General features: G+C 73.9%; 21 protein-coding genes and 1 pseudogene. 11 read left to right on the top strand and 11 right to left on the bottom strand.

Features of this window, described 5'->3' with window-relative positions; translation table 11 throughout:
- Positions 1-96 precede the first annotated feature (96 nt).
- On the top strand, positions 97-420 hold the full coding sequence (locus ACNJ93_RS01935; RefSeq protein WP_418955544.1) for a hypothetical protein: 324 nt from the start codon (positions 97-99) through the stop codon (positions 418-420).
- Positions 421-531: 111 nt separating this feature from the next.
- A complete protein-coding gene (locus tag ACNJ93_RS01930; protein WP_418955543.1) occupies positions 532-2,208 on the top strand; it encodes a sigma-70 family RNA polymerase sigma factor in 1,677 nt (558 codons plus the stop codon).
- Between the two features lie 23 nt (positions 2,209-2,231).
- Here ACNJ93_RS01930 and ACNJ93_RS01925 read toward each other — a convergent pair whose 3' ends face one another.
- The 5 genes and pseudogenes from ACNJ93_RS01925 to ACNJ93_RS01905 all read right to left on the bottom strand — a co-directional run bounded on the left by ACNJ93_RS01925 (position 2,232) and on the right by ACNJ93_RS01905 (position 6,953).
- A complete protein-coding gene (locus ACNJ93_RS01925) occupies positions 2,232-2,822 on the bottom strand; it encodes a CAP domain-containing protein (RefSeq protein WP_418955542.1) in 591 nt (196 codons plus the stop codon).
- A gap of 81 nt (positions 2,823-2,903) precedes the next feature.
- Entirely contained in the window at positions 2,904-3,791 is an 888-nt protein-coding gene (locus ACNJ93_RS01920) for a universal stress protein (RefSeq protein WP_418955541.1), read from the bottom strand.
- 102 nt (positions 3,792-3,893) lie between these two features.
- Positions 3,894-5,189 (bottom strand): acyl-CoA dehydrogenase, encoded by a 1,296-nt coding sequence (locus ACNJ93_RS01915; RefSeq protein ID WP_418955540.1) that lies wholly within the window; start codon positions 5,187-5,189, stop codon positions 3,894-3,896.
- A 151-nt stretch (positions 5,190-5,340) separates the two neighbouring features.
- Positions 5,341-5,798: pseudogene (locus tag ACNJ93_RS01910) on the bottom strand (RrF2 family transcriptional regulator).
- Between the two features lie 111 nt (positions 5,799-5,909).
- Positions 5,910-6,953 (bottom strand): SDR family oxidoreductase, encoded by a 1,044-nt coding sequence (locus ACNJ93_RS01905; RefSeq protein ID WP_418955539.1) that lies wholly within the window; start codon positions 6,951-6,953, stop codon positions 5,910-5,912.
- A gap of 187 nt (positions 6,954-7,140) precedes the next feature.
- Between ACNJ93_RS01905 and ACNJ93_RS01900 the strand changes: the two genes are divergently transcribed.
- Genes ACNJ93_RS01900 through ACNJ93_RS01890 form a run of 3 tightly spaced genes read left to right on the top strand, consistent with a single transcriptional unit; the run spans position 7,141 to position 8,299 of the window.
- On the top strand, positions 7,141-7,419 hold the full coding sequence (locus ACNJ93_RS01900; RefSeq protein ID WP_418961282.1) for a DUF5133 domain-containing protein: 279 nt from the start codon (positions 7,141-7,143) through the stop codon (positions 7,417-7,419).
- 44 nt (positions 7,420-7,463) lie between these two features.
- On the top strand, positions 7,464-7,838 hold the full coding sequence (locus ACNJ93_RS01895) for an STAS domain-containing protein (protein WP_418955538.1): 375 nt from the start codon (positions 7,464-7,466) through the stop codon (positions 7,836-7,838).
- Positions 7,839-7,843: 5 nt separating this feature from the next.
- Positions 7,844-8,299, top strand: coding sequence for an ATP-binding protein (locus ACNJ93_RS01890; protein WP_418955537.1), 456 nt, complete (start codon positions 7,844-7,846; stop codon positions 8,297-8,299).
- Between the two features lie 64 nt (positions 8,300-8,363).
- Here the strand turns inward: ACNJ93_RS01890 and ACNJ93_RS01885 are convergent, their stop codons facing one another.
- Entirely contained in the window at positions 8,364-9,269 is a 906-nt protein-coding gene (locus ACNJ93_RS01885) for a SigB/SigF/SigG family RNA polymerase sigma factor (RefSeq protein WP_418955536.1), read from the bottom strand.
- 163 nt (positions 9,270-9,432) lie between these two features.
- Here ACNJ93_RS01885 and ACNJ93_RS01880 point away from each other — a divergent pair, with 163 nt between their 5' ends.
- Both ACNJ93_RS01880 and ACNJ93_RS01875 read left to right on the top strand, forming a co-directional pair.
- The gene (locus tag ACNJ93_RS01880) at positions 9,433-9,798 is read left to right on the top strand and encodes an ATP-binding protein (RefSeq protein ID WP_418955535.1); all 366 of its coding nucleotides are present in this window, start codon (positions 9,433-9,435) and stop codon (positions 9,796-9,798) included.
- A 60-nt stretch (positions 9,799-9,858) separates the two neighbouring features.
- The gene (locus ACNJ93_RS01875) at positions 9,859-10,182 is read left to right on the top strand and encodes a plasmid stabilization protein (RefSeq protein ID WP_418955534.1); all 324 of its coding nucleotides are present in this window, start codon (positions 9,859-9,861) and stop codon (positions 10,180-10,182) included.
- A 37-nt stretch (positions 10,183-10,219) separates the two neighbouring features.
- On the opposite strand, the gene ACNJ93_RS01870 is transcribed toward ACNJ93_RS01875, so the two are convergent.
- Positions 10,220-11,473 (bottom strand): D-alanyl-D-alanine carboxypeptidase family protein, encoded by a 1,254-nt coding sequence (locus ACNJ93_RS01870; protein ID WP_418955533.1) that lies wholly within the window; start codon positions 11,471-11,473, stop codon positions 10,220-10,222.
- A 356-nt stretch (positions 11,474-11,829) separates the two neighbouring features.
- On the opposite strand from ACNJ93_RS01870, the gene ACNJ93_RS01865 reads away from it, so the two are divergent.
- From ACNJ93_RS01865 to fxsT, 4 genes are all read left to right on the top strand, one after another.
- Positions 11,830-13,818 carry an NAD-binding protein gene (locus tag ACNJ93_RS01865; protein WP_418961281.1) on the top strand — a complete coding sequence of 663 codons (1,989 nt, stop codon included), beginning with the start codon at positions 11,830-11,832 and terminating at the stop codon, positions 13,816-13,818.
- A gap of 856 nt (positions 13,819-14,674) precedes the next feature.
- Positions 14,675-16,969: an FxsB family cyclophane-forming radical SAM/SPASM peptide maturase gene (locus tag ACNJ93_RS01860; protein ID WP_418955532.1), complete on the top strand. Its 2,295-nt coding sequence runs from the start codon at positions 14,675-14,677 to the stop codon at positions 16,967-16,969.
- 97 nt (positions 16,970-17,066) lie between these two features.
- The gene (locus tag ACNJ93_RS01855; protein ID WP_418955531.1) at positions 17,067-18,419 is read left to right on the top strand and encodes a TIR-like protein FxsC; all 1,353 of its coding nucleotides are present in this window, start codon (positions 17,067-17,069) and stop codon (positions 18,417-18,419) included.
- Entirely contained in the window at positions 18,403-22,365 is a 3,963-nt protein-coding gene (gene fxsT, locus ACNJ93_RS01850; RefSeq protein WP_418955530.1) for an FxSxx-COOH system tetratricopeptide repeat protein, read from the top strand. The genes ACNJ93_RS01855 and fxsT overlap by 17 nt, the downstream gene beginning before the upstream one ends.
- 57 nt (positions 22,366-22,422) lie before the next feature.
- Here fxsT and ACNJ93_RS01845 read toward each other — a convergent pair whose 3' ends face one another.
- The 4 genes from ACNJ93_RS01845 to ACNJ93_RS01830 form a co-directional block, all read right to left on the bottom strand.
- Entirely contained in the window at positions 22,423-23,298 is an 876-nt protein-coding gene (locus ACNJ93_RS01845; protein WP_418955529.1) for an alpha/beta fold hydrolase, read from the bottom strand.
- A gap of 147 nt (positions 23,299-23,445) precedes the next feature.
- Positions 23,446-23,682 carry a hypothetical protein gene (locus tag ACNJ93_RS01840; protein WP_418955528.1) on the bottom strand — a complete coding sequence of 79 codons (237 nt, stop codon included), beginning with the start codon at positions 23,680-23,682 and terminating at the stop codon, positions 23,446-23,448.
- Positions 23,683-23,736: 54 nt separating this feature from the next.
- Positions 23,737-24,222, bottom strand: a complete 486-nt coding sequence (locus ACNJ93_RS01835; protein ID WP_418955527.1) for an NUDIX domain-containing protein — start codon at positions 24,220-24,222, stop codon at positions 23,737-23,739.
- A 55-nt stretch (positions 24,223-24,277) separates the two neighbouring features.
- Positions 24,278-25,012: a D-Ala-D-Ala carboxypeptidase family metallohydrolase gene (locus tag ACNJ93_RS01830; RefSeq protein ID WP_418955526.1), complete on the bottom strand. Its 735-nt coding sequence runs from the start codon at positions 25,010-25,012 to the stop codon at positions 24,278-24,280.
- Between the last annotated feature and the right edge of the window lie 34 nt (positions 25,013-25,046).

The raw sequence follows: 25,046 nt of genomic DNA, 5'->3' as shown, positions 1-25,046 counted from the left end.
CTCCCGTCCTGCCGGGGCGGTCCCGCGTCCACGCCGTTCCGGAAGCCTTTCGTCCTGCCGGTGGCGGAACCCGAACCTCGGTGTGAACCTGGGGGAATGAGCTGGGCATCATGGACGACGGCCGGGGTCTACACCGGCCGGGGCGGGGTCCTCACCGAGGAGGGCGGCATCGTCACGGGCGACCTGACGGTGCACACCACCTACGCGGACGACGAGGCGCGCGTCGCCGTGCAGTACACGGGCGCCTCCGACTGGTTCACCATGTCGGGCAGCCCCGTGCCCTGCTCCTCGGAGGAGGAGAGCCGGGACCTGCACGACGCCGTCGTCGCCGCCGTCCGCGCCGGCGGCGGGGCGACCGTCCCGCACCCGTCCGCCCCGCCGGACACCGCCGGCGAGCCACGGCGTACCGTCTCCGACTGATTCCTGTCGCGACGCCCGCATAACCGTCATCCCACGGCCCCCCGCGGATCTCCCGTACGACGGAACTCCCGTACGGCGGGACTCACGGATCAGGGACGAGGGAGCACGGACATGCACAGCGACGAGCGTCGCGCCGAGGAACTGGTGGCCGCGGCGAGGACCGGCGACCCGGCGGCCCGGGACGCGCTGGCCGCGGCGTACCTCCCGCTGGTCTACAACGTCGTGGGCCGCGCCCTGAACGGCCACGCGGACGTCGACGACGTCGTGCAGGAGACCATGGTCAGGGCCCTCGACGGGCTCGGCGGACTGCGCGAGCCGGGCCGGTTCCGCTCCTGGCTGGTCGCCATCGCCATGAACCAGATACGCCGGCGCTGGCGCGTGCGGCAGCAGCAGCCGCAGACCGGTCTCGACACCGTCGCGGAGCGGCCCGATCCGGCCGGTGACTTCGTCGACCTCACCATTCTGCGGCTCGGTCTGTCCGGGCAGCGCCGGGAGGTCGCCGAGGCCACCCGCTGGCTCGACCCCGACGACCGCGAGCTGCTCGCCCTGTGGTGGCTGGAGGCTGCCGGCCGGCTCGACCGTGCGGAGCTGGCCGAGGCGCTCGGCGTCGGCGCGCAGCACGCCGCGGTACGGGTGCGGCGGATGAAGGAGCAGCTGGAGACCGGGCGCGGGATCGTCCGCGCCCTGGCCGCCGAGCCGCGCTGCCCGTCCCTCGCCGACACCGTGGCGACCTGGGACGGCGCCCCCTCCCCGCTGTGGCGCAAGCGGATCGCCCGCCACCTGCGGGACTGCGGGGCCTGCTCGGGCACCTGGACGGGCCTGGTGCCGGCGGAGGGGCTGCTCGTCGGCCTCGGCCTGGTCGCCCCGCTCCTCGGCGCGGGCGCGGGAGCGATGGGGACGGGCGGGTACGCGACGGCTGCGGCGGCTTATGCGTATGGGGCGGGGGATGCGGGGGCGGCGTACGGGGCGGGGGATGTGGCGGTATCCGCGTCGGGGGATGCGGGGGTGTACGGGTCGGGGGAGGCGGCGTACGGGCCGGGGGATGTGGGGGTGCTGCCGGGGGACGCGGCGGTGGGTGGGCCGGGAGCCGGGGGTGATCCGGGTGCTGCGGGCCTGCCCGGCGGGCCTGCGGGTGCGGGTGCGGGTGGCGATGGTGGTGGCGGTGGCGGTGCCACGGGCGGGCGGAGTCTGGTGTTCGGGGGTGGGGCGGCGGCCGTCGTCGTGGTGCTGCTCGTCGCGTTGTGGCCCGAGCCGGACGCTCCGGCCGGGCCGCCGCCCCTCGCCGCCTCGCCGACCGTCTTCGCCACGGCCCCGCTCCCGGCCTCGCCGTCGCCGAGCCCGAGCGTCCCGCCGAGCCCCCGGGCCTCACGGCCGGTGCCGGAACCGTCCCGGACGGCGAAGCCGCCGACGCTCGCGGAACGGGTCACGCGCATCGTCAACCTCCGCCGGAGCGAGGCCGGTTGCGGCCCGCTGCGGCTCGACCCGCGGCTCACCGGGGCCGCCCGGGCGCACGGCCGCGACATGGTGGCGCGCGGCTACTTCGACCACGCGAGCCCCGACGGGCGGAACGTCGACGCCCGCGTCAGCGCCGCCGGCTACCGCTGGAGCGCGGTCGGCGAGAACCTGGCGCGCGGGCAGCGCGAGCCCGAAGCGGTCGTCGGGTCCTGGATGGACAGCGACGGTCATCGCCGCAACCTTCTCGACTGCCGTTACCGGGACACCGGCGTCGCCGCGGTGCGCGGCCCCGACGGCACGGTGTGGGTGCAGACGCTCGCGCGCCCCTCCTGAACGTCCCGGCCGGCCCGGTCCGTTCACCCTCTCGTGCCGAAGACCTGCACCCACCAGGGTCCGTTGGAGCGGAGGTTGACGCCCACGCCGAGGTCCCGGAAGGCGCAGTTGACGACGTTGCGCCGGTGCGCGGCGCTGTCCATCCAGTCGCGCATCGCGTGGGCGGGGCTCCGCGGGCCGCGGTGGATGTTCTCGCCCCAGGCGCGCCAGTCGTACCCGGCCGCCGTGATCCGGTCCCCGCCGTCCGCGCCGTCCGGGTCGCGGTGCTCGTAGTAGCCGCGCGCCGCCATGTCGTCGGCGTGCCGCTGCGCGGCGGCACGCAGCGCGCCCGACGGCCGCAGCGGGTCGCAACCAGCCCGCATCCGTTCGGCGTTGACCAGGGCGACGAGCTGCTCGGCGTACCGCTCGGCCGTGCCCGACAGCGGCTCCGCGCCCGCCCCCCGGGCCCGGGGTCCGGCGGCCGGCACCCCGCTGCGGTCCGGCGGCGCGGACGGTCCCGCGGCGGTCAGGGCGGCCCACCCGATGAGGGCCAGCAGTCCCGCCACTGCGAGAGCGCGCCGGCCGCGGCGGCGGACGGCCGCCCGTACCCCGTTGTCGGCGTCATGCTGTTCCATGCGCCCCAGTCTCGGCGCGCCCCGCGGGGACGGCACCCGGAGTCCGGCGGACGGAGGTACGCGGCGGCCGGCCGGCGCCCGTCAGTCGTGCGGGACGACCGCCACCGGGCAGTGCGCGTGGTGCAGGGCCGCGTGGGCGACCGAGCCGATCCGCGGCCCGAGCGCCCCGCGCCGGGCCCGGCGGCCCACGACCAGCAGCGAGGCCGAGGTGGAGGCGGAGAGCAGGACCTGGCCCGCGCTGCCGATCTCCACGTGCTCGATCACCCGCACCTCCGGGTGGCGTTCCCGCCACGGGGCCAGCGCCTCGCGCAGGGCCTTCTCCTCGAACGGCTCCAGACCGCCCGCCTCGTCCGCGAGGCGCAGCGAGCCGGGGCTGTACGCGTACAGCGGCGGCAGGCTCCACGCCCGTACGGCCCGCAGCGCGGCCCCCCGCGCCGCCGCGGTCTCGAAGGCGAACCGCAGCGCCGGGGCGCTGTCCTCCGGGGTGCCGAGCTGCCCCACGACGACCTCGCCCGCGTCCGCCGCGTCCGCCGAGGCGCCGGCGTCCGCGGCGTCGCGCGAGCGGACCGCGACGACCGGACGCTCCGCGCCCGCGATGATCTGCTGCCCGTACGAGCCGAGCAGGAACCCGGTCAGCGGGCCGTGGCCGCGCGAGCCGACGACGAGCATCGCGGCCCGCTCCTGGACGCCGAGCAGCGCCGCGACAGGGGTGTCCGGGACGACCTCGGCGGTCACCGTGACGTCCGGGTGCGCCTCGGCGACCGCCGACTCCGCGTGCCTGAGGACGTCCTCCGCGAGGCGCGCCTGTGTGCCGCGGTCCTGTTCGATCGGCAGGTCCAGCGGCTGCCACAGCCACGCGTGCACCAGCCGCAACGGCAGTCTCCGCCGCCCCGCCTCGCGTGCCGCCCAGTGCGCTGCGGCGAGACTCTCCGTGGAACCGTCCACTCCGGCGACGAGCTCGAGACTCATACGGCTGTCCTCCCTGTGTGGGTCGTGCGGTGTCGTAGGTCGTACCGCGCGTCGCCTTCCAGCATGCGGCCTCCGGCCGACTGGGTGAGAAACGGGGCCGGTTCAGCCCGCCAGGGGCAGCCCGGCGTTGAGGTAGTGGTCGCCGATCGCGCGCAGGCGGTGGGGCGGGGAGTGGCGGGCGGTCAGGGCGCGGGCGTCGCGCCAGAAGCGGTCGAGCCCGGTTACGCCGTCGGTGTCCGCCGGGCCGACCAGCTCCAGGACGCGGGTGGTGATCTGCTCGGCCGCCCGTCCGGTGACCGTCTCGGCCGCGGCGACGAGGACCGCGAGCTCGGCGCGCTCCTCCACCCCGAGGCCGGGGCCGGCGGCCAGACCGCGGGCCAGGCCGTCGGTCGCGCGGGCCGCCACCGAGGCGGCGGTGTGCGCGGCGGTGGCCAGTTCGCCGTAGGCGAGCAGCAGGTACGGGTCGTCGTCGCGGGCGACGAAGGCGGTCCCGTCGGGCGGGGGAGCGGCCTGCGCGGCGCGGACGGCGTCCCGGGCCTCGGCCAGCGCGCCCTCGGCGACGCCGAGCGCGACCTGCGTCAGCAGCAGCCGGGACAGGAGCGGGGCGAGGGCGGCGTACGGGGCGACGGCGTGCTCGTCGCGCGGCAGGCGGCCGAGGAGCTGGGAGGGGGCGACGGGGGTGCGCGAGAAGGCGACGGTGCCGGCGCCCGCCACGCGCTGGCCGACGCGGTCGGCGGCGGGTTCGACGCACACCGTCGGGTCGGACGGGTCGACGAGGACGACGAGGAGGTCGCCGGTCCGGGTACAGCGCGCGCCGACGACGAGCCGGTCGGCGACGGTCACGCCGGAGGCGAAGTACCGCCTGCCGTCGAGGACTCGGGGGCCGTCGGCCGGGGTCAGGGTGAGGTCGGCGCCGGTGCGGGAGGGTTCCACTCCGCCCGCGAGCAGCCAGCCCTCCCGGGCGGCCGCCCGGTCGAGCCCCTCGGCCACCCCGAAGCCCGCCACGGCGCTCGCCGCGACTCCCGTCACGGCGCCCACCGCAGCTCCTGCCCCGGAGACCGCCGCGCCCGCCGTCTCCGGCTCCGCCTCGGGCTCCGTGGCGGCGAGGAGGCGGGAGGTCCAGCTCAAGGCGTAGTGGTGGGCGAGGAGTTCGCCGACGGAGCCGTCGGCCGCCGCCACCTCCCGGATCGCCGCGCAGGCGGCCGTCCAGGCGGCGCCCCGGCGGCCGCCCGGTCCCGGCGGGGTGAGCCGGGCGGGCAGCCCCGCCTCCCGCAGCCGGGCGAGTTCGTCGTACGGGGGCTTGCCGGCCCGGTCGCGGTCGCCCGCGTCGACCGCGAGGTCGTCGGCGACCTCCCTGGTGACGCGTCGCCAGTCCGCCGCCGCAGCATCGCCTCGCATGATTCTCCGCTCCCCTCGCCGCCCCGTCCGGAAATCATTCCCACTTTCCCTACGGGAATGGTAGGGATACTTTCACGGCGAAGGCTCCGCACTCCAGAGGGAGTTCACATGGCGGACCGTCCCGTCCCGGTCAGTGAGATCTCAGGAGGGGTCAGGGGTTCGTCCACGCCTCCGGCTCCTCCGCCAGCGCCGAGACCTCCGCCGGAAGCCGCCCGGCGGCCACGTCCGCCAGCGACACCCCTTCGAGCACCCGGCGTACGTTGGCCCGCACGGCGATCCACAGCGGCAGCAGCGACTCGGCCGGCCCGGTGTACGTCAGCTCCGGTGGCCGTACCCCGCGCACCGACACCAGCGGACCGTCCACCACGCGGATCACGTCCGCGACCGAGATCTCCTCCGCCGGACGCGCCAGCCAGTACCCCCGTTGCCGCCGCGCTGGCTCTGCACCAGGCCGCCGCGCCGCATGTCGCCGAGGATGCCCTCGAGGAACTTGTGCGAGATGCCCTGCGCGTCCGCGACGGCCTCCGCCTTCAGCGGGCCCTCGTCCTGCGCTGCGGCGAGGTGGAGCGCGGCTCGCACCGCGTAATCGGCCCTGGCTGAGATGCGCATGGCCGCATTATTCCGCACCCCGGACGACGGGGTCGGCGCGGAGCCGGCGGCCGGGAGCGGGGCGACCGCACCGCGCCACGGCAGTCCAGCCGGTGCGGCGGACCGCGGCCGTCAGCCGATGCGGCGGCCGCTCAGCGGCGCGGTCTGATCGCCCGCGCCCGTGCGCACGCCCCGCAGGAAGGCCTCCAGCGCCTCCAGGGAGCTGGTCGTCGGCTGCCAGCCCAGCTCGCGGCGGGCCCGCTCGGCGGACATCACCGGCAGCCGCAGCACCGCGTCGAACAACCCCGGCGAGGCGGGGGCCAGCCGCAGCCGCCAGGCCGCGGACAGCGCCCCGCGCACCGCCCCGCGCGGCAGCCGCACGGTACGGGCGCCGAGCAGCCCCGCCAACTGGCGCGCGTCCACCACGGGGTCGGCCGCCAGGTTGAAGGCTCCGCGCACGTCGGCGAGGACCGCCAGCCGGTACGCCTGCGCCGCGTCGTCGGTGTGCAGCGTCTGGAAGCGCAGACCCTCCAGGTCCGGCACCACCGGGATCAGCCCCGGGCGCAGCAGCGCCCCGGGGAAGAACTTGCCCGCGAAGATTCGGCGCTGCTCGCTCGCCGACTCCTCCTTGAACAGGAACCCGGGGCGCATCCGCACCACCCGGACCTCCGGATGCTCGCGCTCGTACGCGTCCAGAACCCGCTCCAGGTACGCCTTCTCGCGGCAGTACGCGGCCTCCGGCCAGCCGTGCGTCGGCCACGCCTCGCTCACCCCGGGACCGGACTTGGGCCCCGGCGCGTACGCGCCCACGGACGAGGCGTACACGAGCGCCGGCACGTTCGCCGCCGCCACCGCGTCGAACACCCGCAGCGAGCCGAGGACGTTGGCCCGCCACGTCGTCACCGGGTCGTGCGTGGGCTGGAACCGCCAGGCCAGATGGACGACCGCGGACGCCTCCGCGAAGTGGCGCGCGAGCGCCGGCCCCGCGTCGTCGTCCGAGACGTCCACGGCCTCCCAGGTCGTCTTCGGCACGTCCATGTCGGGCCGGCGACGGGCCAGTCCCAGCACCGATCCGACCCGCGGGTCGGCGGCCAGGGCCCGGACCACGCTCGTGCCGACGTTCCCCGTAGCGCCGACGACGACCACCCGCAACGGCGCTGCTCCTCCGGTCTCCATGAGCCACACCCTCCGTCACGACGCCGGTGTCCGCATCCCCGGACCACCCGTCCTGCCGTGCGTGTTTCCCGTACGCCGCGGAGCATGTGCGGGGGCCAAAGGGTCACGGAGCGTGTCCGTCCGGCTCGCGGAGGCGACCGAATGGCCCCAAGATGGCGGCAGCGGGGGTCCAGCCAGGAGGACAATGATGCTGCTGCCCGACCGAAACACGATCGACCGACTCCTGCACCACTACCGGGCGCAGGAACGGACCGTACTGGCGCGCCCCGGCGACCTGGGGATCCGCCGCCGCTTCGAGGACACGGCCTATACGCTGTGTGTCCTCATGGGCGAGCGCACGGCGCGCGAGGCTGTCCATGCGGCGGAGCACTACGTCGGCCGGCGTGCCGCCGCGGCCGCTCCGGCGGGCCCGGCGGAAGCGGTGGGCCGAGCCGCGGCTCGCACCGCCGCGCCATCGGCGGGATAGTCGAGGGAAGGGGCGGACGCCGGACGAAGGAGGCGGGGCGACGGATGGTCGGTGATTCAGGGCGGTTCGACGTGGAGGTGTCGGGCGGGTCCGGCGTGGTGGTGCTCACCCTCGCCGGCGAACTCGACCACGACACGGCCGAGCCGTTGCGCACCGCGCTGGACCAGCAGATCGAGTCCGGCGCCCCCCGGATCGTCGTCGACTGCGCCGCCCTGACCTTCTGCGACTCCACCGGCCTCAACGCCCTGCTCCGCGCCCGGCTGCGCGCGCAGGAGGCGGGCGGCCGGGTGGAGCTGGCGGGCCTGCGGCCCCCGGTGAGCCGGATGTTCGAGATCACCGGGGCGCGGACCGTGTTCACGGTCCACGACGACCTGCGCGCCGCCCTCGTGGCGGCGGACCGGCGGCCGGAACAGCGGTGACGCCGATGGCCGACGACGACACGCGGGACGGGGCGGGGCCCGACGAGGTCCGCCGGCTCGAACTCCGGGGGGCCGACCGGGTGGTCACCCGCTGTCGCGACTTCACCGCCCGCGCCCTCGCCGACTGGGGCTGGACCCCGCCCGGCGACCCGGAGGCCCGCGAACTCGCCGACGACGTGCTGCTGCTCGTCTCCGAGGTCGTCACCAACGCCTGCCTGCACGCCGGCGGACCCGAGGAACTCGTGCTGCGCCACCGCCGGGGCCTGCTCCGGGCCGAGGTGTCGGACCCGAGCCCGGACCACCCCAGGCGCGGCGCCCCCCGCCCCGCCTCCCTGCCGGGCGGCCACGGCGTGATGGTCCTCGACCGGCTCGCGGGCCGCTGGGGGGCGGAGACCCGCGCGGACGGGCACGGCAAGGTGGTGTGGCTGGAGATGGTGGGCCCGCCGAGCCGCTGGTACTAGCAGTCGTCGGACCGGCGGTCGGTGCCGGCCGGCCCGTGGGAACAGTCCGTCCTAGGAGGTCGTCCTAGGAGTCCTGGCGGTTCGTCCGCTCGGCGTCCCGGTCCTCCGCGTCCCCCAGCAGGCCGTCGCGCAGGGTGGCCAGGATGCGGGCGAGCAGTCGCGAGATGTGCATCTGGGACAGACCGAGCCGCGCGCCGATCTCCGCCTGGGTGAGTTCCGCGCCGAACCGGAGCGACAGGATCTCGCGGTCGCGGGCGTCCAGCCCGGCGATCAGCGGCTTGAGCGACTCCAGAGCGTCGATCAGCTCGTACGCGTGCTCCTCCGCGCCCAGGTGGCGCACCAGACCGTTGAAGGCGTCCTCCTCGTCGCCCAGCGGGGTGTCGAGGGAGCGCGCCGCGTACGCGTTCGCGGCCTGCTCGCCCTCCGCCACCGACTCCTCGTCCGTGCCCAGCCGTACGGCCAGCTCGGCCCGGGTGGGCCGGCGGCCCAGCTCCTGCTCCAGGGCGTCGACCGCCTTCGCGAGGTCGATCCGCAGTTCCTGGAGCCGCCGGGGCACCTGGACGGACCAGCTGGTGTCACGGAAGAAGCGTTTCATCTCGCCGACGATCGTCGGCAGCGCGAACGCCGAGAACTCGATGCCGCGCCCCTGCTCGAACCGGTTGATCGCCTTGATCAGGCCGATCGTGCCGGCCTGGATGATGTCCTCGGTGGGTTCGGGCCGGTTGCGGAACCGGCGGGCGGCGAACTTCACCAGACTGAGATTGAGCTCCACCAGCGTGTTGCGTACATAGGCGTGCTCGGGCGTGCCCTCCTCCAGCTCCGCCATGCGGGCGAAGAGGGCGGTCGACAGGGTCTGCGCCTCCTGCGTGCCGACCGTCGTGGGCCGGTCGATCTCCGGAAGGCCGCCGAGGGCCTGATGCCGGACATCGGCGGACGCGGGAAGGAGCGGTCGTGCTGCGGAACCGGACATGAGGCACCTCCGACGCCGGTTCGTCGTACGAGGTTCCTACGCGAAATATGCCCCCTTTGCGGTAGTTCAAAGCCTGTCGCTGGGTACTCGCAGCGTCATGGGCGACGCACGCGAGGAGACGTCTCCGTCGACCAGTCGCCGGATTCCGCTCTCGGACGGTCCGGTGACCGTGGGAGAGTGCCGGGACCGGACCGCCGAGGTGCTCGGCGAGTGGTTCGGGCGGGACGGCGACGCCCAGCGCGCCGTGGTCGAGGACGTGCTGCTGCTGGTCACGGAAGTGGTCACCAACGCCCACACCCACGGCGGCGCCCCTGACGAACTGCTGCTCCAGCGTGCCGGCGACCGGTTGTGGGTGCAGGTCAGCGACACCAGCCCGGTCGCGCCGCGTCCGCACGGCCGGCACCGCGCAGGCCACCCCTCCGGCCACGGTCTCTACCTGCTGGAGCGACTTGCCGAGGCATGGGGCTCCGTGCCGCGGGCCGGGGGCGGGAAGGTCGTCTGGTTCGAGATGTCCGTCCCGAGCGGCTGAACGGCGCGGGCCCGGGTAGCCGCAGCAGCACAGCGAGCCCGACACGGAAAGGAGCCGGTCATGCCCCGCGGATCGAGCCCGAAGCGCGAGCGGCAGTACGAGCACATCAAGGAGAGCGCCCTGGAACGCGGCGAGAGCCGCGACCGCGCGGAGGAGATCGCCGCCCGCACCGTCAACAAGGAACGCGCGCGCTCCGGCGAGGCCAAGACGGCGAGCAAGCAGTCGCTCGAGGACATGTCGTCCTCGCGGCGCGGGGGACTGCGCTCCCACAAGGGCGCGCAGGGGCCCACGTACGACCAGCTCTACGCCGAGGCGCAGCGCCGGAACGTGCACGGCCGCTCGAAGATGAACAAGGACGAACTCAAGCGAGAGCTGGGCCAGTGAGTCGCGGCTGACCGCCGTCGACCCACAGGGGCGCGGCTCAGCCGTCGCCGCCCGTGGTCCTGCTCGCGCCCGTACGCCGGTGCCACCACCACAGCCCGGCCGCGGCCGCCAACGCGGAGCCGACGAACCCCACGGGGAAGCCGGTCCCTCCCTCCGGTTCCGTTTTCGCCTCCGCGAGGGCGGCCGCGGCGGGCTTGCGGTCCGAGTCGCCCGCCCGTTCTGCTGCTGAAGCCGCAGCATCGGCTGCCGCAGCGCGTACGGGCCCCGAAGCGGGCTGGGCGGCGGCCTGCTCGGACCGTTCGGCGGGGCCGGGCCGCAGCGTGCCGACCGGTCGTACCTTCCCGGCCGCCTCGAAGCCCCAGTCGAGCAGCCGCCGAGCCTCCTCGTACACCGCGAGCCCGCCGCCCGACTGCGGGTTCATGACCGTCACGACCAGCGTGCGACCGCCCCGCTCCGCGGCTGCGATGAGGGTGCTGCCGGCCGCGCTCGTGTAGCCGTTCTTCACGCCGAGCAGCCCGGGGTACCGCCCCACGCCGTCGTCACCGGTGAGCAGCCGATTGGTGTTGCGGATGCCGTACGACGAACTGCCGCCCGGGAAATACGCGTACGGGGTCGCGCTGTACCGGGCGAAGTCCGGGTTCCGCAGCCCCGCCCGCCCGAAGACCGCCAGGTCGTACGCAGACGAGACCTGGCCCGGGGCGTCGTAGCCGTCCGGCGACACCACCCGCGTGTCCTTGGCGCCGAGGGCCGCCGCCTTCTCCTGCATCTTGCGGGCCATGCCCTCCCAACCGCCGTCGAGCGCCGCGAGGACCCGTACCGCGTCGTTGCCGGAGCTGAGGAAGACGCCGTTCCACAGGTCCGAGACCTTGTACGTGTGGCCCGGCTGCACCCCCACGAGGCTGCTGCCGGCTCCGATGCCGTCCAGTTCCTCCTCGGTCACCTTGTGGCGCAGGTCCGCCCGCAGCCGGGGCAGCGCGGTCAGCGCGAACAGGGCCTTCATCGTGCTCGCGGGCGGCAGCCGCCGGTGTGCGTCGCGCGCGGCCAGCACCTCGCCCGTGCGCGCGTCGGCCACCACCCACGCGAGGGCGGAGACGCCGTCCGGCAGCGCCGGCGCGCCCGGCAGGCGACGGACGTGCGTCCCCGGGCGGTACAGCTCCGTGGGGTCGACGGAGGAGCGGGGCGGGGGAGTGGGCTCGGTGACGGTCGCGGCGAGGGCGGCCGGGGCCTGCAGGGCGAGGACGAGCGCCGTGGCGCCGGCGGCAGCATGACGAACGGCTGACGTGACGATCATTCAGTCACCGTAGGAAGAGCACCGCACCGACCGCAGGACGGAGTGCGCCGACCGGCGTAGCACGGCACCGTGGCCGGTCGACGGGGGCACCCCGCACGCCGGACGCCGCGACCAGGCATGCTGTCCCACGTGTCGTCACTTCCCCACCGCAGCCGACCGAGTGAGGGTGCATCACCTTGACCGCCGCCTCCGACGGGGCCGCAGCGCCCGTACCCGCCCGTGCGCCCGGCGCCCCGGACCACCCCGCCCCGCCGCCGCCCCGGGACCCGTCCGACGGCGGCTTCGGAGCCCCTCCGGGCGGACCCGCCGCCCGGGGCCCGGCGGACCGGGCAGGCGGTTCCGCGCCGCCCGGACACATGATCGTGTGCGGCGACGACGTGCTCGCGCACCGGCTCGCGAGCGAGCTCAGCGACGTGTACCGGGAGCTGGTCACCCTCGTCGTCCCCGCCGTGGCCCCCGTACCCCAGCAGCCGGACGCTCCGCGTCCCGGCCGGGCGATGGCCCTCTTCGGCCGGGTGACCGCCGCCGTGAGCCGTACCGTGACCGCGCCGGGCCCGACCACGGGCGGGACGGGCTCCGCCGCGGGCGGGACGGGACTGGGCGTCGGCGGCACCGGCCCGGCCGTGGGCGGCCCGGAGGCGGCCCGTACGACGACGACCGGCGAGATCCGGCCGATCCGCGTCATCGAGGCCGCCGAGATCGACGAGGAGGTCCTCGTCCGGGCCGGCGTCGAGCGGGCCGCGGCCCTCGCCCTCGTCCACGACGACGACGAGGCGAACATCCGCCACGCCCTCGCCGCGCGCCGGCTCAATCCGCGGCTGCGCCTGGTCATCCGCCTGTACAACCGCAAACTCGGCCAGCACCTGGAGAACCTGCTCGACCAGGCCGCCGCCGTCGCCGAACCGGGGCTCGACCTCGGCGCGCTGGACGCCGCGACCACCGTGCTCTCCGACGCGGACACCGCCGCGCCCGCCCTCGCGGCCACCGCGGTCGCCGGAACCAGCAAGATCGTGCAGGCCGGGGGCCTGCTGCTGCGCGCCGTGGACCGGCCGCCCCCGGCCCGCGGCGAGCTCACCGACCCCGGCCTGTGCACCCTGGCCCTGCTGTCGTCGACGACCAACGACCCGGCGGGCATCGAAGGTTCGCACAGCAGCGGCGACCTCGGACCGCAGCTCCTGCCCGGCGACCGCGCGGTGGCCGCCGCCACCGGTCGCGGCACGGTCGTCCTGGAGGCGATCAGCCACACCGGTCCGAACGGCACCGCGACCGCCGGCACCCGGGCCCGCACCGGCTTCCTGCCCGTCGCCTCGCTGTTCTCCCGCCGCTTCCGCTGGTCGCTGGCGGGGGTGGTCGCCGCGGTCGCGGCGATCGCCGTCGCCACCTGGCTCACCACCGGCGACCACCCGCTGCACGCCGCGTACCTGACCCTGCTCGACATCTTCGCCATCGGAGACCCGGCCGTCGACGAGCCGATCAGCCGTCAGATCCTCCAGATCCTGTCGGGCTTCACCGGCCTCCTCGTGCTGCCCGTGCTCGTCGCCGGACTCCTGGAGGCGCTCGGCACCTTCCGTTCCGCGACCTCACTGCGCCGGCCCTCGCGGGCGCTGTCCGGCCACGTCGTCCTCCTCGGCCTCGGCAAGGTCGGCACCCGCGTCCTCGCCCGGCTGCGCACCCTCGGCATCCCGGTGGTCTGCGTGGAGGCCGACCCGGAGGCCCGCGGGATCGCCCTGGCCCGTCGGCTGCGGGTCCCGACCGTGATCGGCGACGTCACCGAGGAGGGCGTCCTGGAGGCCGCGCGCGTCCACCGCGCCCACGCCCTCCTCGCCCTGACCAGCGTCGACATCACCAACCTGGAGGCCGCGCTGGCCGCCCGCGCGCTCAAACCGGACCTGCGGGTGGCCATGCGGCTGTACGACGACGACTTCGCCACCGCCGTCTACCGCACTCTCCGCGCCGCCCACCCCGAGGCGCTCACCCGCAGCCGCAGCGTCTCCCACCTGGCCGCTCCGGCGTTCGCCGGGGCGATGATGGGCCGCCAGATCCTCGGCGCCATACCGGTGGAGCGCCGCGTCCTGCTGTTCGCCGCGCTCGACGTGGCGGGCCACCCCCTCCTGGAGGGCCGCACGGTGGCCGAGGCATTCAACCCCGGCGCCTGGCGCGTCATCGCCCTGGAGACCAGAGACCCCGAACCCCGCAACGCCCGCCCCAACGGCCGCGACACCACCGAGGAAACCGGCCGGGACCAACCCCACCTGGTCTGGCAGTTGCACCCCGGCTACGTACTGAACCCCGGCGACCGCGTCGTCCTCGCCGCAACCCGCCGAGGACTCGCCGAACTCCTCTGACAAGCCCCGCCCCGGCCGACCCCGGGAACGCACCGAAGATCAACTCGCCGTCCTGGAAACCGCATTCAAACGGACCGCCCACGACTGCCGTCCCCGACCACCCGGACCCGGCGGGCGACCGCCGCTGCGGCCCATCGTCAGCGTTCACCGCATGATGACCGCAGTCGGCGCCGACCGCGCTCTCAGGTCGCCAGAAGGGGGAGACCCTGGCGGCCGGGACGCTCCCTCCTGCCCGGCGCTGCCAGGACCGCCCGGACAGTACGTGCGCCCCAGCCCCTCGTCACCCGTTTCCCCCTCCCCGCCCTGGCCGTCCCAGCCCCCGACCTCCCCCGCCCCAGGGGCTTCGGCTGCCACGGCACCGCCGCCCTCCGGGTACGCGTGAGACGGCAGTGACGAGGATCAACTCCGGTGGCGGACACCGGTTTTCACAGACTCGCCACAGGTGGAAAATGGGCCGGTACGCTGACCTGGTCACACGTTTGGATGACGCCGACGTTGGCGAGAGAACCCGTCGCACCCGCAGAACGTTATGGGCGCTAGGGGGTGGCGTTCTGCCCGAAGTCGCACCTTTGCTTACGATGTGCCCAGGGCGGGGCGGTGTGATCCAAGCACAATCGAGAAGAGGCAATCCATGGCTACCACTCTCGTCTCCGCGGCCGCCAGGCCCGGGCACGTCTCCCGTCGGTCCGCCGAACCGCGCGTGTCACTGCACCAGCGCGTCTCGGTGCTGAGCGGAGGGGACGCGAGCGCTTCCCTGAGCCGGATTCTGCCGACCCCCTCGGCCACGCCGGTCCCGCAGGTGGACGCGGCTTTCCAGTCGGCTCTCTAGCCGGCCGGAAAGTCGACTTCGCACACCATGGACCGGCCTTCGCCGACACTGACTCAGTTCGTCGTCAAGCTGCACAGTCGCTGTGATCTCGCCTGTGATCACTGCTACGTGTACGAGCACGCCGACACGAGTTGGCAAGGCCGGCCCAGAATGATCACGCGGGCGATCCTGGCCAGGACGGCGTCACGCATCGCCGAACATGCCCGCACCCACGGACTTCCGACCGTCCACGTCGTCCTCCACGGCGGCGAACCCCTCCTCGCCGGACCCGCCGGAATCCGCATGGCGGCCGAGGAACTCCACCGCGCGCTGGACGGATCGACCACCCTGGATCTGAAGATCCACACCAACGGCGTCCTCCTGAGTGAACGCTTCTGCGAGCTCTTCGACGAGCTCGGCATCACCGTGGGCGTCTCCCTCGACGGCGACAAGGAAGCCAACGACCGGCACCGCCGCTACGCCAACGGCCGCTCCAGCCACGCGCAGGTTCTCAAGGCCGTCGAGCTCCTCAACCGGCCACGCTTCCGGCACCTGTTCGCCGGGCTGCTGTGCACCATCGACGTCCGCAACGACCCGGTCAAGGTGTACGACGCACTCGTCGAACTCGACCCGCCGCGCATCGACTTCCTGCTCCCGCATGCCACCTGGGACGAGCCGCCCCTGCGGCCGGGCCCCTCACCGACGCCGTACGCGGACTGGCTCGACGCGGTCCACGAACGCTGGGACGCCACCGGCCGCCCCGTCGGCATCCGCATGTTCGAGTCGATCCACCGCACACTGCGCGGCGAGAGCAGCCTCATCGAGTCCCTCGGCCTCACCCCGGCCGATCTGGTCGTCGTCGAGACCGACGGCACCTTCGAGCAGGCCGACAGTCTCAAGACCGCCTACGACGGGGCTCCCGCCACCGGCATGGACGTGTTCGGCCACACCCTCGACGACGTCCTCGACCACCCGGGGATGGCCGCCCGCCGCCAGAGCGTGGACGACCTCAGTGCCGCCTGCCGGGCCTGCCCCGTCGTCACGTCCTGTGGAGGCGGCCTCTACGCCCACCGCTACCGGACCGGGGCCACCCCCGAGGACACCGGGTTCGACAACCCCTCCGTCTTCTGCCCCGACCTGATGGCGCTGGTGCACGCCGTCCGCGACCGTGAGAACGTCCGCCTGCGCAGCCTCGACGCCTGGCCCACCGAGGCCCCCCAGGACCTCGCCGCCTTCGACGCCCTCGCCCGTGGACACGCCGACGCCGACACCCTCGCCCGGCTGGCCCGCGCCCAACACCTTGCCGTCACCGACCTGTTGGCCGTCCTGCGGCGGCGTGCGACCGGGGCGCAGACCGAGGACGACGTGGAGCGCGCCGCCTGGGGCCTGCTCGATGTGCTCGACGCGGAGGCTCCCGACGCGCTCGACACGGTCCTCGCCCACCCCTGGACCCGGCCCTGGGCCGCGGGCCTCGTCCGCTCCGGCGGACCGGCCGGTCCGGGCCTCGCCGAACTCGCCGCCGCCGCTGCCCTGCGGGCCCGCCACCCCGCGACGGTCACCGTGCCCCTGCGCGGGCCGGCCGACGGCGCGCCCGACGGCGGCGGCCTGCTGCGCCTCCCCGGGCTCGGCGTCCTCCTCGTCGACGGCGCCACCGGGCTCGCCCAAGTCACCGCGCGCAGCGACGAGTTCCTCGTTCGCGCCGGAGGTCGCGAGCTGCGCGTGGGCTGGGACGAGGGCCTCGACTGCCCCTCCTCGTACTGGCGTCCCGTCCGGCTCGTCGAACTGCCCGGCTGGACCGTCGCCCTGGAGGACACCGACCCATTGCGCCTGGCCTGGGGGAGCACCGTCGCCGACCGCCTCGCCCCCGGTGACGTCAAAGCCTGGGCCGAGGACCTCGCCGCGGCCCGGGAATTCGTGGCCGCCCGGCTGCCCGCGTTCGCTCCGGCTCTGTCCGCCGGACTGCGCAGCGTCACGCCCCTGAACCGCACTGCGGGCCGGCCCTGCGTGGTGTCCTCCCGCGACGCCGTCGGGGCCGTGGGCATCGCCCTGCCCGAGGGGCCCGACGAACTGGCCCTGCTCCTGGTCCGGGAGACCCAGCGCCTCACGTTCCGGGCCCTGCGGGACGCCTGCTCCCTCACCCTCCCCTCCGCCCCCTCCGCGGACCACCTCCTCGACGCGATGGAGGACGCGTACGCCCGGCTCGTGGACACCGCGTACGCCCCAGGGGACGGTCGCACCACCCCGGTCCCACCGGCGCTCACCTCTCTCCCCGGCCTCTCCGCCCTCGGTGAGCGTTTCGTCGCCGGACTGCGGGGGAAGGCTGCGGAATCCCGGCCCTTCTGAGGGGAACCTCCGGACGGAAGGGGCGGCTCACGCTGTTCCGTGTGGGAATTGACCTTCCTACACTGAGCATCCATCGCATGGACGGGGGGAGTCGTTCGTGTCCGGATTCGCGGGAGGCGGGAGCCGTGATCGTGCGGCGCCGTACTTCTTTCTCAGTTACGCGCACACCCCGAAGAATCACCCGGACGACCGAGATCCCAATCACTGGGTGGAGCGCTTCTTTCGTGATCTCTGCGACCACGTCCTGCAGTTGACCTCGTTGCCCGCCGGAGTGCCGGCCGGCTTCATGGACAAGCAGATGCAGCCGGGCGAGGGCTGGCAGGAGCGGTTGTCCGAGGCGCTCTCCTACTGCCGGGTCTTCGTCCCGCTCTATTCGCCCCGCTATTTCCTGAGCGAACAGTGCGGCCGGGAATGGTTCGCGTTCTCCCAGCGGGGGGTGAATCACCAGTCGCGGGGGAACGCGAGCTCCGTCAGCGAGATCGTGCCCGCCCTGTGGGTGCCCGTCCCGCCGAAACAACTGCCGCAGCCCGCCGAGCGGTTGCAGTTCAATCACGCCAGTTTCGGCGAGGAATACGCCGACGAGGGCTTCTACGGGCTGATCAAGCTCCAGTATCTGCGCGAGCAGTACGAACGGGCCGTCTACCTGCTCGCCAAGCGCATCGTCCGGGTCGCCGAGGAGACCACCCTGCCCGACGGCGACCCCCAGCAGGAGTACCTCTCCGTCCCCAGCGCGTTCGGGCCGCCCGGCCCCGCCCGGCAGATGGACGTCTCCGTGCTCGCCTGTTCCAGCACCGAACTGCCCGAGAACCGCGGCCCCGACTGCTACGGCACGCACGCGCGCGAGTGGAACCCGTACCGCCCCGACTCCTCGCGTCCGCTGGTGGAGCATGCCGCCGAACTCGTGCGCAACCTGGACTACCAGGTGAAGGTGGGCGAGTTCGAGGCTGACGCGGGCCGCATGCTCGCACCAGGACCGCCCAGCGCCCCCGGTCTGCTGCTCATGGACCGCTGGGCGCTGACCACCCGGCACGGAAGGGAACTCGTCGACCGGCTCTGCGCCGAGGACCGTCCGTGGATCAGCGTCATGGTGCCGTGGAACCGCTCGGATCCCGACTCGGCCGCCCGGGAGACCGAACTGCGCGAGATCGCCGACACGGTCCTCGCACCCCGGCAGCTGGAGTCCGCCGGCCACCGCTCGCCCGGCGGCGGACTGCTGACCCTGGAGGCCTTCAACCAGGAACTGCCCCGGGCGGTCGAGGCCGCCGAGAGGCACTACAAGGCACACGCCCGCACGTTCCCACCGGAAGGACCCAGCACCCCGCTGCCGAGGGTGCTGCCGGGGGGCATGGGCTACGGGGCGGACGCCCCGGGGCTGCCGGCTCAGCGCACGGACGAGAAACCGAGCACGTCGGAGAAGGGGGAGGACACGCCGTATGAGCGCGAACCGTGAGGGGACCGTCGTCACCTTCTACTCGTACAAGGGCGGGACCGGCCGCACCATGGCCCTCGCCAACACCGCCTGGATCCTCGCCTCCAACGGCCACCGGGTGCTCGCGGTCGACTGGGACCTGGAAGCACCCGGCTTACACCGGTTCTTCCATCCCTTTCTCGATCTGGCCGCCCTGGAAGCCACCCCGGGGCTGATCAACCTCATCACCGAATACCAGACGGAGGTCCGCCGGCCCGCCGACCGCGAGCCGGACTGGCACCGCGAGTACGCCCGCGTCCGCCCCCACGCCACCTCCATCAACTGGGCCTTCCCCAAAGGCGGTAGCCTCGACTTCCTGTCCGCCGGACGACGCAACCGCGACTACCAGTCGACCGTCGGCAAGATGGACTGGGACGACTTCTACGAGCGGTTCAAGGGCGGCCAGTTCTTCGACGCCATGCGCGCCGACATGCGCAAGCACTACGACTACACGCTCATCGACAGCCGCACCGGCCTGAGCGACATCGCCGACATCTGCACCGTCCAGATGCCCGAGGTCCTGGTCGTCTGCTTCACCCTCAGCGACCAGAGCATCGAAGGGGCCTCCTCCGTCGCCCGCGACATCGAGGAACGGTTCGCCGACCGGAACATCCGGATCCTGCCCGTACCGATGCGGATCGACGACGGCGAGAAGGAGAAGGCCGACGCCGGACGCGCCCTCGCCCGCAAGAGCTTCACAGGACTGCCCAGCGGCATGAGCGGCGAACAGCTCGCCCAGTACTGGGGCACCGTCGAGATCCCGTACCGGCCGTTCTACGCGTACGAGGAGATCCTCGCGACCTTCGGCGACGCACCCAACGTCTCCAGCTCCCTGCTCACCTCCTGCGAGCGGCTCACCTCGGTGCTCACCGAAGGCACCGTCACCTCCATGCCGCCCATCGACGAGGCACAGCGCCTCGCCTACGTCAGCGCCTACACCCGCCGCCGGCCCGCACCGCCCGCCAACATCGTGCTGTCCTACGTCGCCGAGGACCAGATGTGGGCCGACTGGCTCAGCTCGCTGCTCAACCGCGCCGGCTTCCAGGTCGCCGCGCTCGACGCCCGCACCATGCCGCTCTCCGGTGTGGACGCCGAGTTCAGCGCCGGCGGCGGCTACCGCGTGGTCTCCGTCGTCTCCCAGGCGTACATCACCTCCCACCGCGCCCGCGCCCTGTGGGAGTCGGTCATCGGCCAGGACCCCTCCGGCGTCCGCCGCCAGCTCGTGCCCGTGCGCGTCGGCGACGTCCGGCTCGGACTGCCGCTCAGCAGCCGCGGCGTCGTCGACCTCGTCCGGCTCGACCCCGACGAGGCGACCTCGACCCTGCTGACCGCCCTGGACCGCGAGGAGGCCGTCGGCACCACACCGGTCGCACCCGGCGGCCCGCGGTTCCCCGGCGGCAGCCCCCGCATCTGGAACGTGCGGCCCCGGCACGCCTGGTTCACCGGCCGCACGCCGATCCTCGAACGGCTCCGCGATCAGTTGCGCGGCGACAGCCGGGCCGGACGCCGGCTCCCGCAGGTCCTGTACGGCCTCGGCGGCGTCGGCAAGACCCAGGTGGCCCGCGAGTACGCGCACCGCTTCCGCGCCGACTACGAGCTGGTGTGGTGGGTCGAGGCCGAGCAGCCCGACCGGGTCGTCTCCTCCCTCGGCGACCTCGCCGCCGAACTCGGCATCGGCGGCGACGGCAACGTCACCGAGGCGGCGACGGCCGCCCTCCACGCGCTGCGCCGCGGCGCCCCGTACAAGCGCTGGCTGCTGATCTTCGACAACGTCGAGGACCTGGACCAGGTGCTGGACCTGCTGCCCGACGAGACCGGGCCGGTCACCGACGGCGTGTACGGGCACATCCTCGTCACCTGCCGCAACAGGCCCGTCGCCACCCGCGTCGAGACCGTCGAGGTCGACGTCTTCACCCGCCAGGAGAGCGTCGAGCACCTCTCGCGCCGGGTCGACCGGCTGCCGGCCCGCGACGCCGACCGGGTCGCCGAAGCGGTCGGCGACCTGCCGCTCGCGGTCGAGGTGGCCGCCGCCTGGCTCGCCGAGACGGCCACCCCCGTCGACGACTACGTGGAACAGCTCAAGGCCGAGACCACCAAGGTGCTCTCCGCCGGCCGGGCCGAGGACTACGCCGAGCGCATCGGCGCCACCTGGAACATCTCCATCGACCGGCTCCGCGGCGAGTCCAAGGCGGCCGTCCGGCTCCTCGAACTGTGCGCCTTCTTCTCCGCCGAGCCGATCTCCATGAAGCTCATCAGCAGCAGCGCCATGCTGGACTACCTGCTCCCGTACGACCCCGACCTGCGGGACGGGTACATGCTCGGCAAGGTGATCCGGGCGCTGAACCGGTTCGCCCTGGCGAAGGTCGACCCGGCGGACAACAGCATCCAGATCCACCGGCTCGTCCAGGCCGCCGTCCGCTCGCAGCTCTCGCCGGAGGAGCACGAGCGCACCATGCACGAGGTGCACAACATCCTCGCCGAGGTCAGCCCCTCGGCGCCCGGCGACCAGGACAACAAGGTCAACGACCCCAAGCACTGGCCCAACTTCGAGCTGATCTGGCCGCACCTCGGCCCCTCCGGCATCGTCGACTGCGACGAGGAGAAGGGCCGCCAGCTCCTCGTGGACCGGGTCCGCTACCTCCTCAAGCGCGGCGAGCTGGAGATGGCGCGGGTGCTCGGCGACCAGCTCAACGAGACCTGGACCAGGAAGCTCGGCGAGGACGACCGCACCACCCTGAACCTGCGCTTCGAACTGGCCAACGCCCTGCGTTCGCAAGGGCGGTACCAGGAGGCGTACACGATGGACGACGACACCCGCGCCCGGCAGCGGCGCATCCTGTCGCCCGGCCATCCCAACACGCTCACCACCTCCGGCAGCCTCGCCGCGGACCTGCGCGGCCTCGGGCGGTTCGCCGAGGCGCTGGAGCTCGACCGCGAGGTCCTCGCGGGCTTCCGCGAGACCTTCGGCCCGGAGCACCCCAGCACCCTCAAGGCCGCCAACAACCTCGCCATCGACCTACGGCTCAACGGCGACAGCGAGGAGGCCCGGCAGCTCGACGAGGAGACGGTGGACCAGCGCACCAGCGTCAAGGGCGGCGCCGAGCACCCGTACACCCTGACGAGCCAGGGCCACCTCGCGAGGGACCTGCGCGAGACCGGCGACTACCGGGGCTCCGTGGAACTGCTGCGGGAGGTGACGGCGTCCTTCGAGCGGGTCCTCAACCCGGACGTGCCGGAGGTGCTGCGCACCAACAAGAGCCTCGCCGTGTCCCTGCGCAAGGCGGGCAGCCCGCACGAGGCGAAGCGGCTCTCCGAGGTCACGTACAGCCGCTACCGCGAGCGGTACGGGACGCGTGTGCCCGACGCCCTGGCCTGCGGTCTCAACCTGGCCGCCGACTACTCGGCGGTCGGGGACAAGCGCGCCGCGCTGGAACTGGCCCGGCAGGTCCTCGACGGCTACCGGGAGGCCATGGGCGACGAGCATCCCTTCACCCTCGCCTGCCGGAACAACATCGTGATCTACCTGCGCGGCGTCGGGAACACCGAGGAGGCCCTCCAGGAGGCCGAGGCGGTGCGGGAGGCGCTCGAACGGAAACTCGGCGCCACGCACCCGTACACGCTGAGCGCGGCCGTCAACCTCGCCAACGTGTACGGCGACCTGGGCCGGATCGCCGAGGCGGAGCAGCTGGAGCGCAGCACGCTGGAGGCGCTCGTCGCACGGTACGGGGCCAACCACCCGGACGCGCTCGTCTGCCGCTCGAACCTGGCCATCACGCTGAAGGCGGCGGGCCAGGAGGACGAGGCGCAGGAGCAGCGGGCCAAGGTCCTGGAACCGGCGCTGAAGCAGTTCGGCGCCGACCACACGATCACGGAGGGCGCGAGGGTGTGGCGGCGGGTCAACCGCGACCTGGAGCCGCAGCCGGTGTGAGCGGGCAGGAGGACCGAGGGCCGTCCGGACCTCCGGGCGGCCCGCGGCTCCCGCGGCTCAGGCCGTGTGCCGGGCCGTGGCCCAGCTGAGGACCTTCGTCAGCACGCGCAGGGCGGCGAAATGCGCCGCGCCCCGCTCGATGACGAGTTCGGCGCGCGGGATCCGCTCGGCGAGCCAGCGGGTGTGCTGCACCGGCGCGAAGATGTCCTCCTCGCCGTGCCACAGCAGGACCGGGCCCTCGATGTCCTCGGGCCGGAAGCCCCAGTCCAGGCTGAAGGCCATGACGTCGTCGACCCAGCCGTCCGCGGAACTGCTCAGCCCCTCCGCGAAGTTCCGCACGAGCATGGAGCGGATGCCCACGTCCGAGACGATCTGGCGGTCGGGGGCCGGCAGGCCCCGGTGCATGTCGGCCACCGAGGCGTCCGGGTCGGATCGGATGGCGAGCGAGCGGAACTCCAGGGCAGCCGTGAGCTGTCGGTGGCCCGCGGCCGCGTTGATGTACTCCCGTACGTTCGACTCGGTCATCCCGTCGAACCAGTTGAGCCCCGGCGCGTTGCGCGGCGCGAGGCCGACGAGGGCCGCCGTGCGGAGGGTCCGCTCGGGGAGCAGCGCGGCGCAGGCGAGGGCGTGCGGTGCGCCGCCGGAGCGTCCCACGACCGCGAACTCGTCGATGCCCAGGGCGTCCGCCACCGCCTCTACGTCGGCCGCCGCGGCCTCGACGCGGCGGCCCGGCAGCCGGTCCGAATCGCCGTAGCCCGGCCGGTCGAAGGTGATCAGCCGCACTCCGAGCCGGTACAGCACGGCGGTTCGCGGGGCCGGGCCGAGGCGGCTCCCCGGGGTGCCGTGCAGCAGGAAGACGGGGCGGCCACGGGGATTCCCGAAGCTCTCCACCGCGAGCCGGCGGCCGTCCCGGGTGCGTATCAGCTGAGCCAATGGGTGCCTCCCCCGTAAGAACGACACACCGCAAGTATGGAGGCCGAAGAGTGTGGGGTACATACGTCCTCCGGCCGAACGTTCCGTCGTTTCCGGACCGTCCACCCGCGGCCGGGGGCCGTTCCCCGAACCCCCGCCCGCCTCGCGCTACGTCCGCGCCGCGGGTGTGTGGCCGCGCAAGGTGGAGACGAGGGTGAGGAGGCGGGCCTCGTTGCCGTCGAGGCCGGCGGCTCGGAGGGCCGTGTCGGCGTCGGTCATGGGAGGGGTGAGGATCGCGGCGGCGAGCGGGGTGAGGGACGGGTCGCTGAAGACGGCCTGGGTGGTCTCCAGGAGGCGGATGTACGCCTGGGCCGCGGCGCGTTCGCTGGCGGTGATGCCGGTCATGTCGGGCTCCTTTCGACGGTTCGCTGCTTCCACCCTCTCTCACGGGTCTGACAGTCAGGTCCCGCCGCCCCGTGCGGCCAGGTGCGTGGCCAGACGTTCGAGGAAGATCCGCTGGCCCGCGACCAGCAGCGGAGCCGCCTGGGGGAGGGGGAGCCAGGCGACCCGGTCCAGTTCGGGGAACCGACGCAGCGTGCCCGAGCCGCGGGGCCACTCCATCTCGAAGGTGCCGAAGACCGCGGTGGCTGGGTCCAGGTCGGCCTCCACCGCCCAGACCGTGACGGTCTTTCCGTTCTTCTGCCGGCTCTCGCCCAGCGGCACGCGCGCCCCCGGCGGGGCCGGCAGGCCGAGTTCCTCCTCGAACTCGCGCGCCGCCGCGGCCTCCGGCGTCTCCCCGGGGTCGTACTCGCCCTTCGGGATCGACCAGGCCGCCTCGTCCCGCGTGGCCCAGAACGGGCCGCCCATGTGCCCGATCAGTACTTCCGTCGCGCCGTCCGCGGCCGTACGGAACAGCAGGAGACCCGCGCTTCGCTTGTCCGGCATGCCGTCAAGTGTCGTCGAGCGCGGGTCCCTCCGCCAGCGAGCGCGGGGCGGCGTGTCAGATGCCGCAGCTGCTCGCCGACCAGTACCGGCTGGAGCGGTGGTCGAGGTGCGTGTGGTCGCCGTGGCCCGGGTAGCCGGGGCCCAGGATCCCGTTGAAGCCGTGGTAGCGGGCCTGCCTGGCCAGCGTGCACAGCGACGGCGAACCGGTCAGGTCCACCCCGTCCCCGTACAGGTGCCGGCTGTCCGAGGCCCCGCCGACCGCCGAGTTGCAGGCGTAGGAGCGGAAGCCGCTGCTGACACTGATCGGGACGTCGCCGAGGGCGTGCCGCATCGCCTCCAGCTTCCACATGGCGCGCAGCGCGTTCTGCTTCGCCGTCGCGGCGCTCACCGCGCCGCCCGACCAGTCGCTGTTGCACTTGTTGAGCTCGGCGTACGAGAAGTGCACCGGCGTGCAGTCGGCGTCCTGCAGGGCGTACAGCTTGGAGAAGGTCGCCGGGCCGGCGACGCCGTCGGCGGCGAGCCCGTACGCCTGCTGGAAGCGGGTCACGGCAGCCTTGGTGGCCGGGCCGTAGCTGCCGTCGATCGCGAGGACCCCGCCGTAGCCGGGGTAGCCGGCGACGCGGATCTGCAGCTGGGTCACGTCCGAGCCGGACATGCCCGAGGACAGGGTGCGGTTCCAGGTGTAGCACTCGTCGGCGTGCGCGGGAGCGGACGTGGCGACCGTGCCCGCGAAGGCCGCGGTCACCACCAGGACCAGGCCGAGCACGAATCTGACGGTACGGCGGACCATGACACCTCCGTGCGGAGAGAGGGGGAGTCGTCGT

This window comes from Streptomyces tritici, assembly GCF_048500665.1.
Lineage (GTDB): Bacteria > Actinomycetota > Actinomycetes > Streptomycetales > Streptomycetaceae > Streptomyces > Streptomyces tritici.
Note: the sequence above shows the minus strand (reverse complement) of the source record. Positions and strands in the feature narration are given on the sequence as shown.

Coding starts and splice junctions, on each gene's coding strand:
- ACNJ93_RS01935 (WP_418955544.1), top strand. CDS start 97: ATGAGCTGGGCATCATGGACGACGGCCGGGGTCTACACCGGCCGGGGC.
- ACNJ93_RS01930 (WP_418955543.1), top strand. CDS start 532: ATGCACAGCGACGAGCGTCGCGCCGAGGAACTGGTGGCCGCGGCGAGG.
- ACNJ93_RS01925 (WP_418955542.1), bottom strand. CDS start 2,822: ATGGAACAGCATGACGCCGACAACGGGGTACGGGCGGCCGTCCGCCGC.
- ACNJ93_RS01920 (WP_418955541.1), bottom strand. CDS start 3,791: ATGAGTCTCGAGCTCGTCGCCGGAGTGGACGGTTCCACGGAGAGTCTC.
- ACNJ93_RS01915 (WP_418955540.1), bottom strand. CDS start 5,189: ATGCGAGGCGATGCTGCGGCGGCGGACTGGCGACGCGTCACCAGGGAG.
- ACNJ93_RS01905 (WP_418955539.1), bottom strand. CDS start 6,953: ATGGAGACCGGAGGAGCAGCGCCGTTGCGGGTGGTCGTCGTCGGCGCT.
- ACNJ93_RS01900 (WP_418961282.1), top strand. CDS start 7,141: ATGCTGCTGCCCGACCGAAACACGATCGACCGACTCCTGCACCACTAC.
- ACNJ93_RS01895 (WP_418955538.1), top strand. CDS start 7,464: ATGGTCGGTGATTCAGGGCGGTTCGACGTGGAGGTGTCGGGCGGGTCC.
- ACNJ93_RS01890 (WP_418955537.1), top strand. CDS start 7,844: ATGGCCGACGACGACACGCGGGACGGGGCGGGGCCCGACGAGGTCCGC.
- ACNJ93_RS01885 (WP_418955536.1), bottom strand. CDS start 9,269: ATGTCCGGTTCCGCAGCACGACCGCTCCTTCCCGCGTCCGCCGATGTC.
- ACNJ93_RS01875 (WP_418955534.1), top strand. CDS start 9,859: ATGCCCCGCGGATCGAGCCCGAAGCGCGAGCGGCAGTACGAGCACATC.
- ACNJ93_RS01870 (WP_418955533.1), bottom strand. CDS start 11,473: ATGATCGTCACGTCAGCCGTTCGTCATGCTGCCGCCGGCGCCACGGCG.
- ACNJ93_RS01865 (WP_418961281.1), top strand. CDS start 11,830: ATGATCGTGTGCGGCGACGACGTGCTCGCGCACCGGCTCGCGAGCGAG.
- ACNJ93_RS01860 (WP_418955532.1), top strand. CDS start 14,675: ATGGACCGGCCTTCGCCGACACTGACTCAGTTCGTCGTCAAGCTGCAC.
- fxsT (WP_418955530.1), top strand. CDS start 18,403: ATGAGCGCGAACCGTGAGGGGACCGTCGTCACCTTCTACTCGTACAAG.
- ACNJ93_RS01840 (WP_418955528.1), bottom strand. CDS start 23,682: ATGACCGGCATCACCGCCAGCGAACGCGCCGCGGCCCAGGCGTACATC.
- ACNJ93_RS01835 (WP_418955527.1), bottom strand. CDS start 24,222: ATGCCGGACAAGCGAAGCGCGGGTCTCCTGCTGTTCCGTACGGCCGCG.
- ACNJ93_RS01830 (WP_418955526.1), bottom strand. CDS start 25,012: ATGGTCCGCCGTACCGTCAGATTCGTGCTCGGCCTGGTCCTGGTGGTG.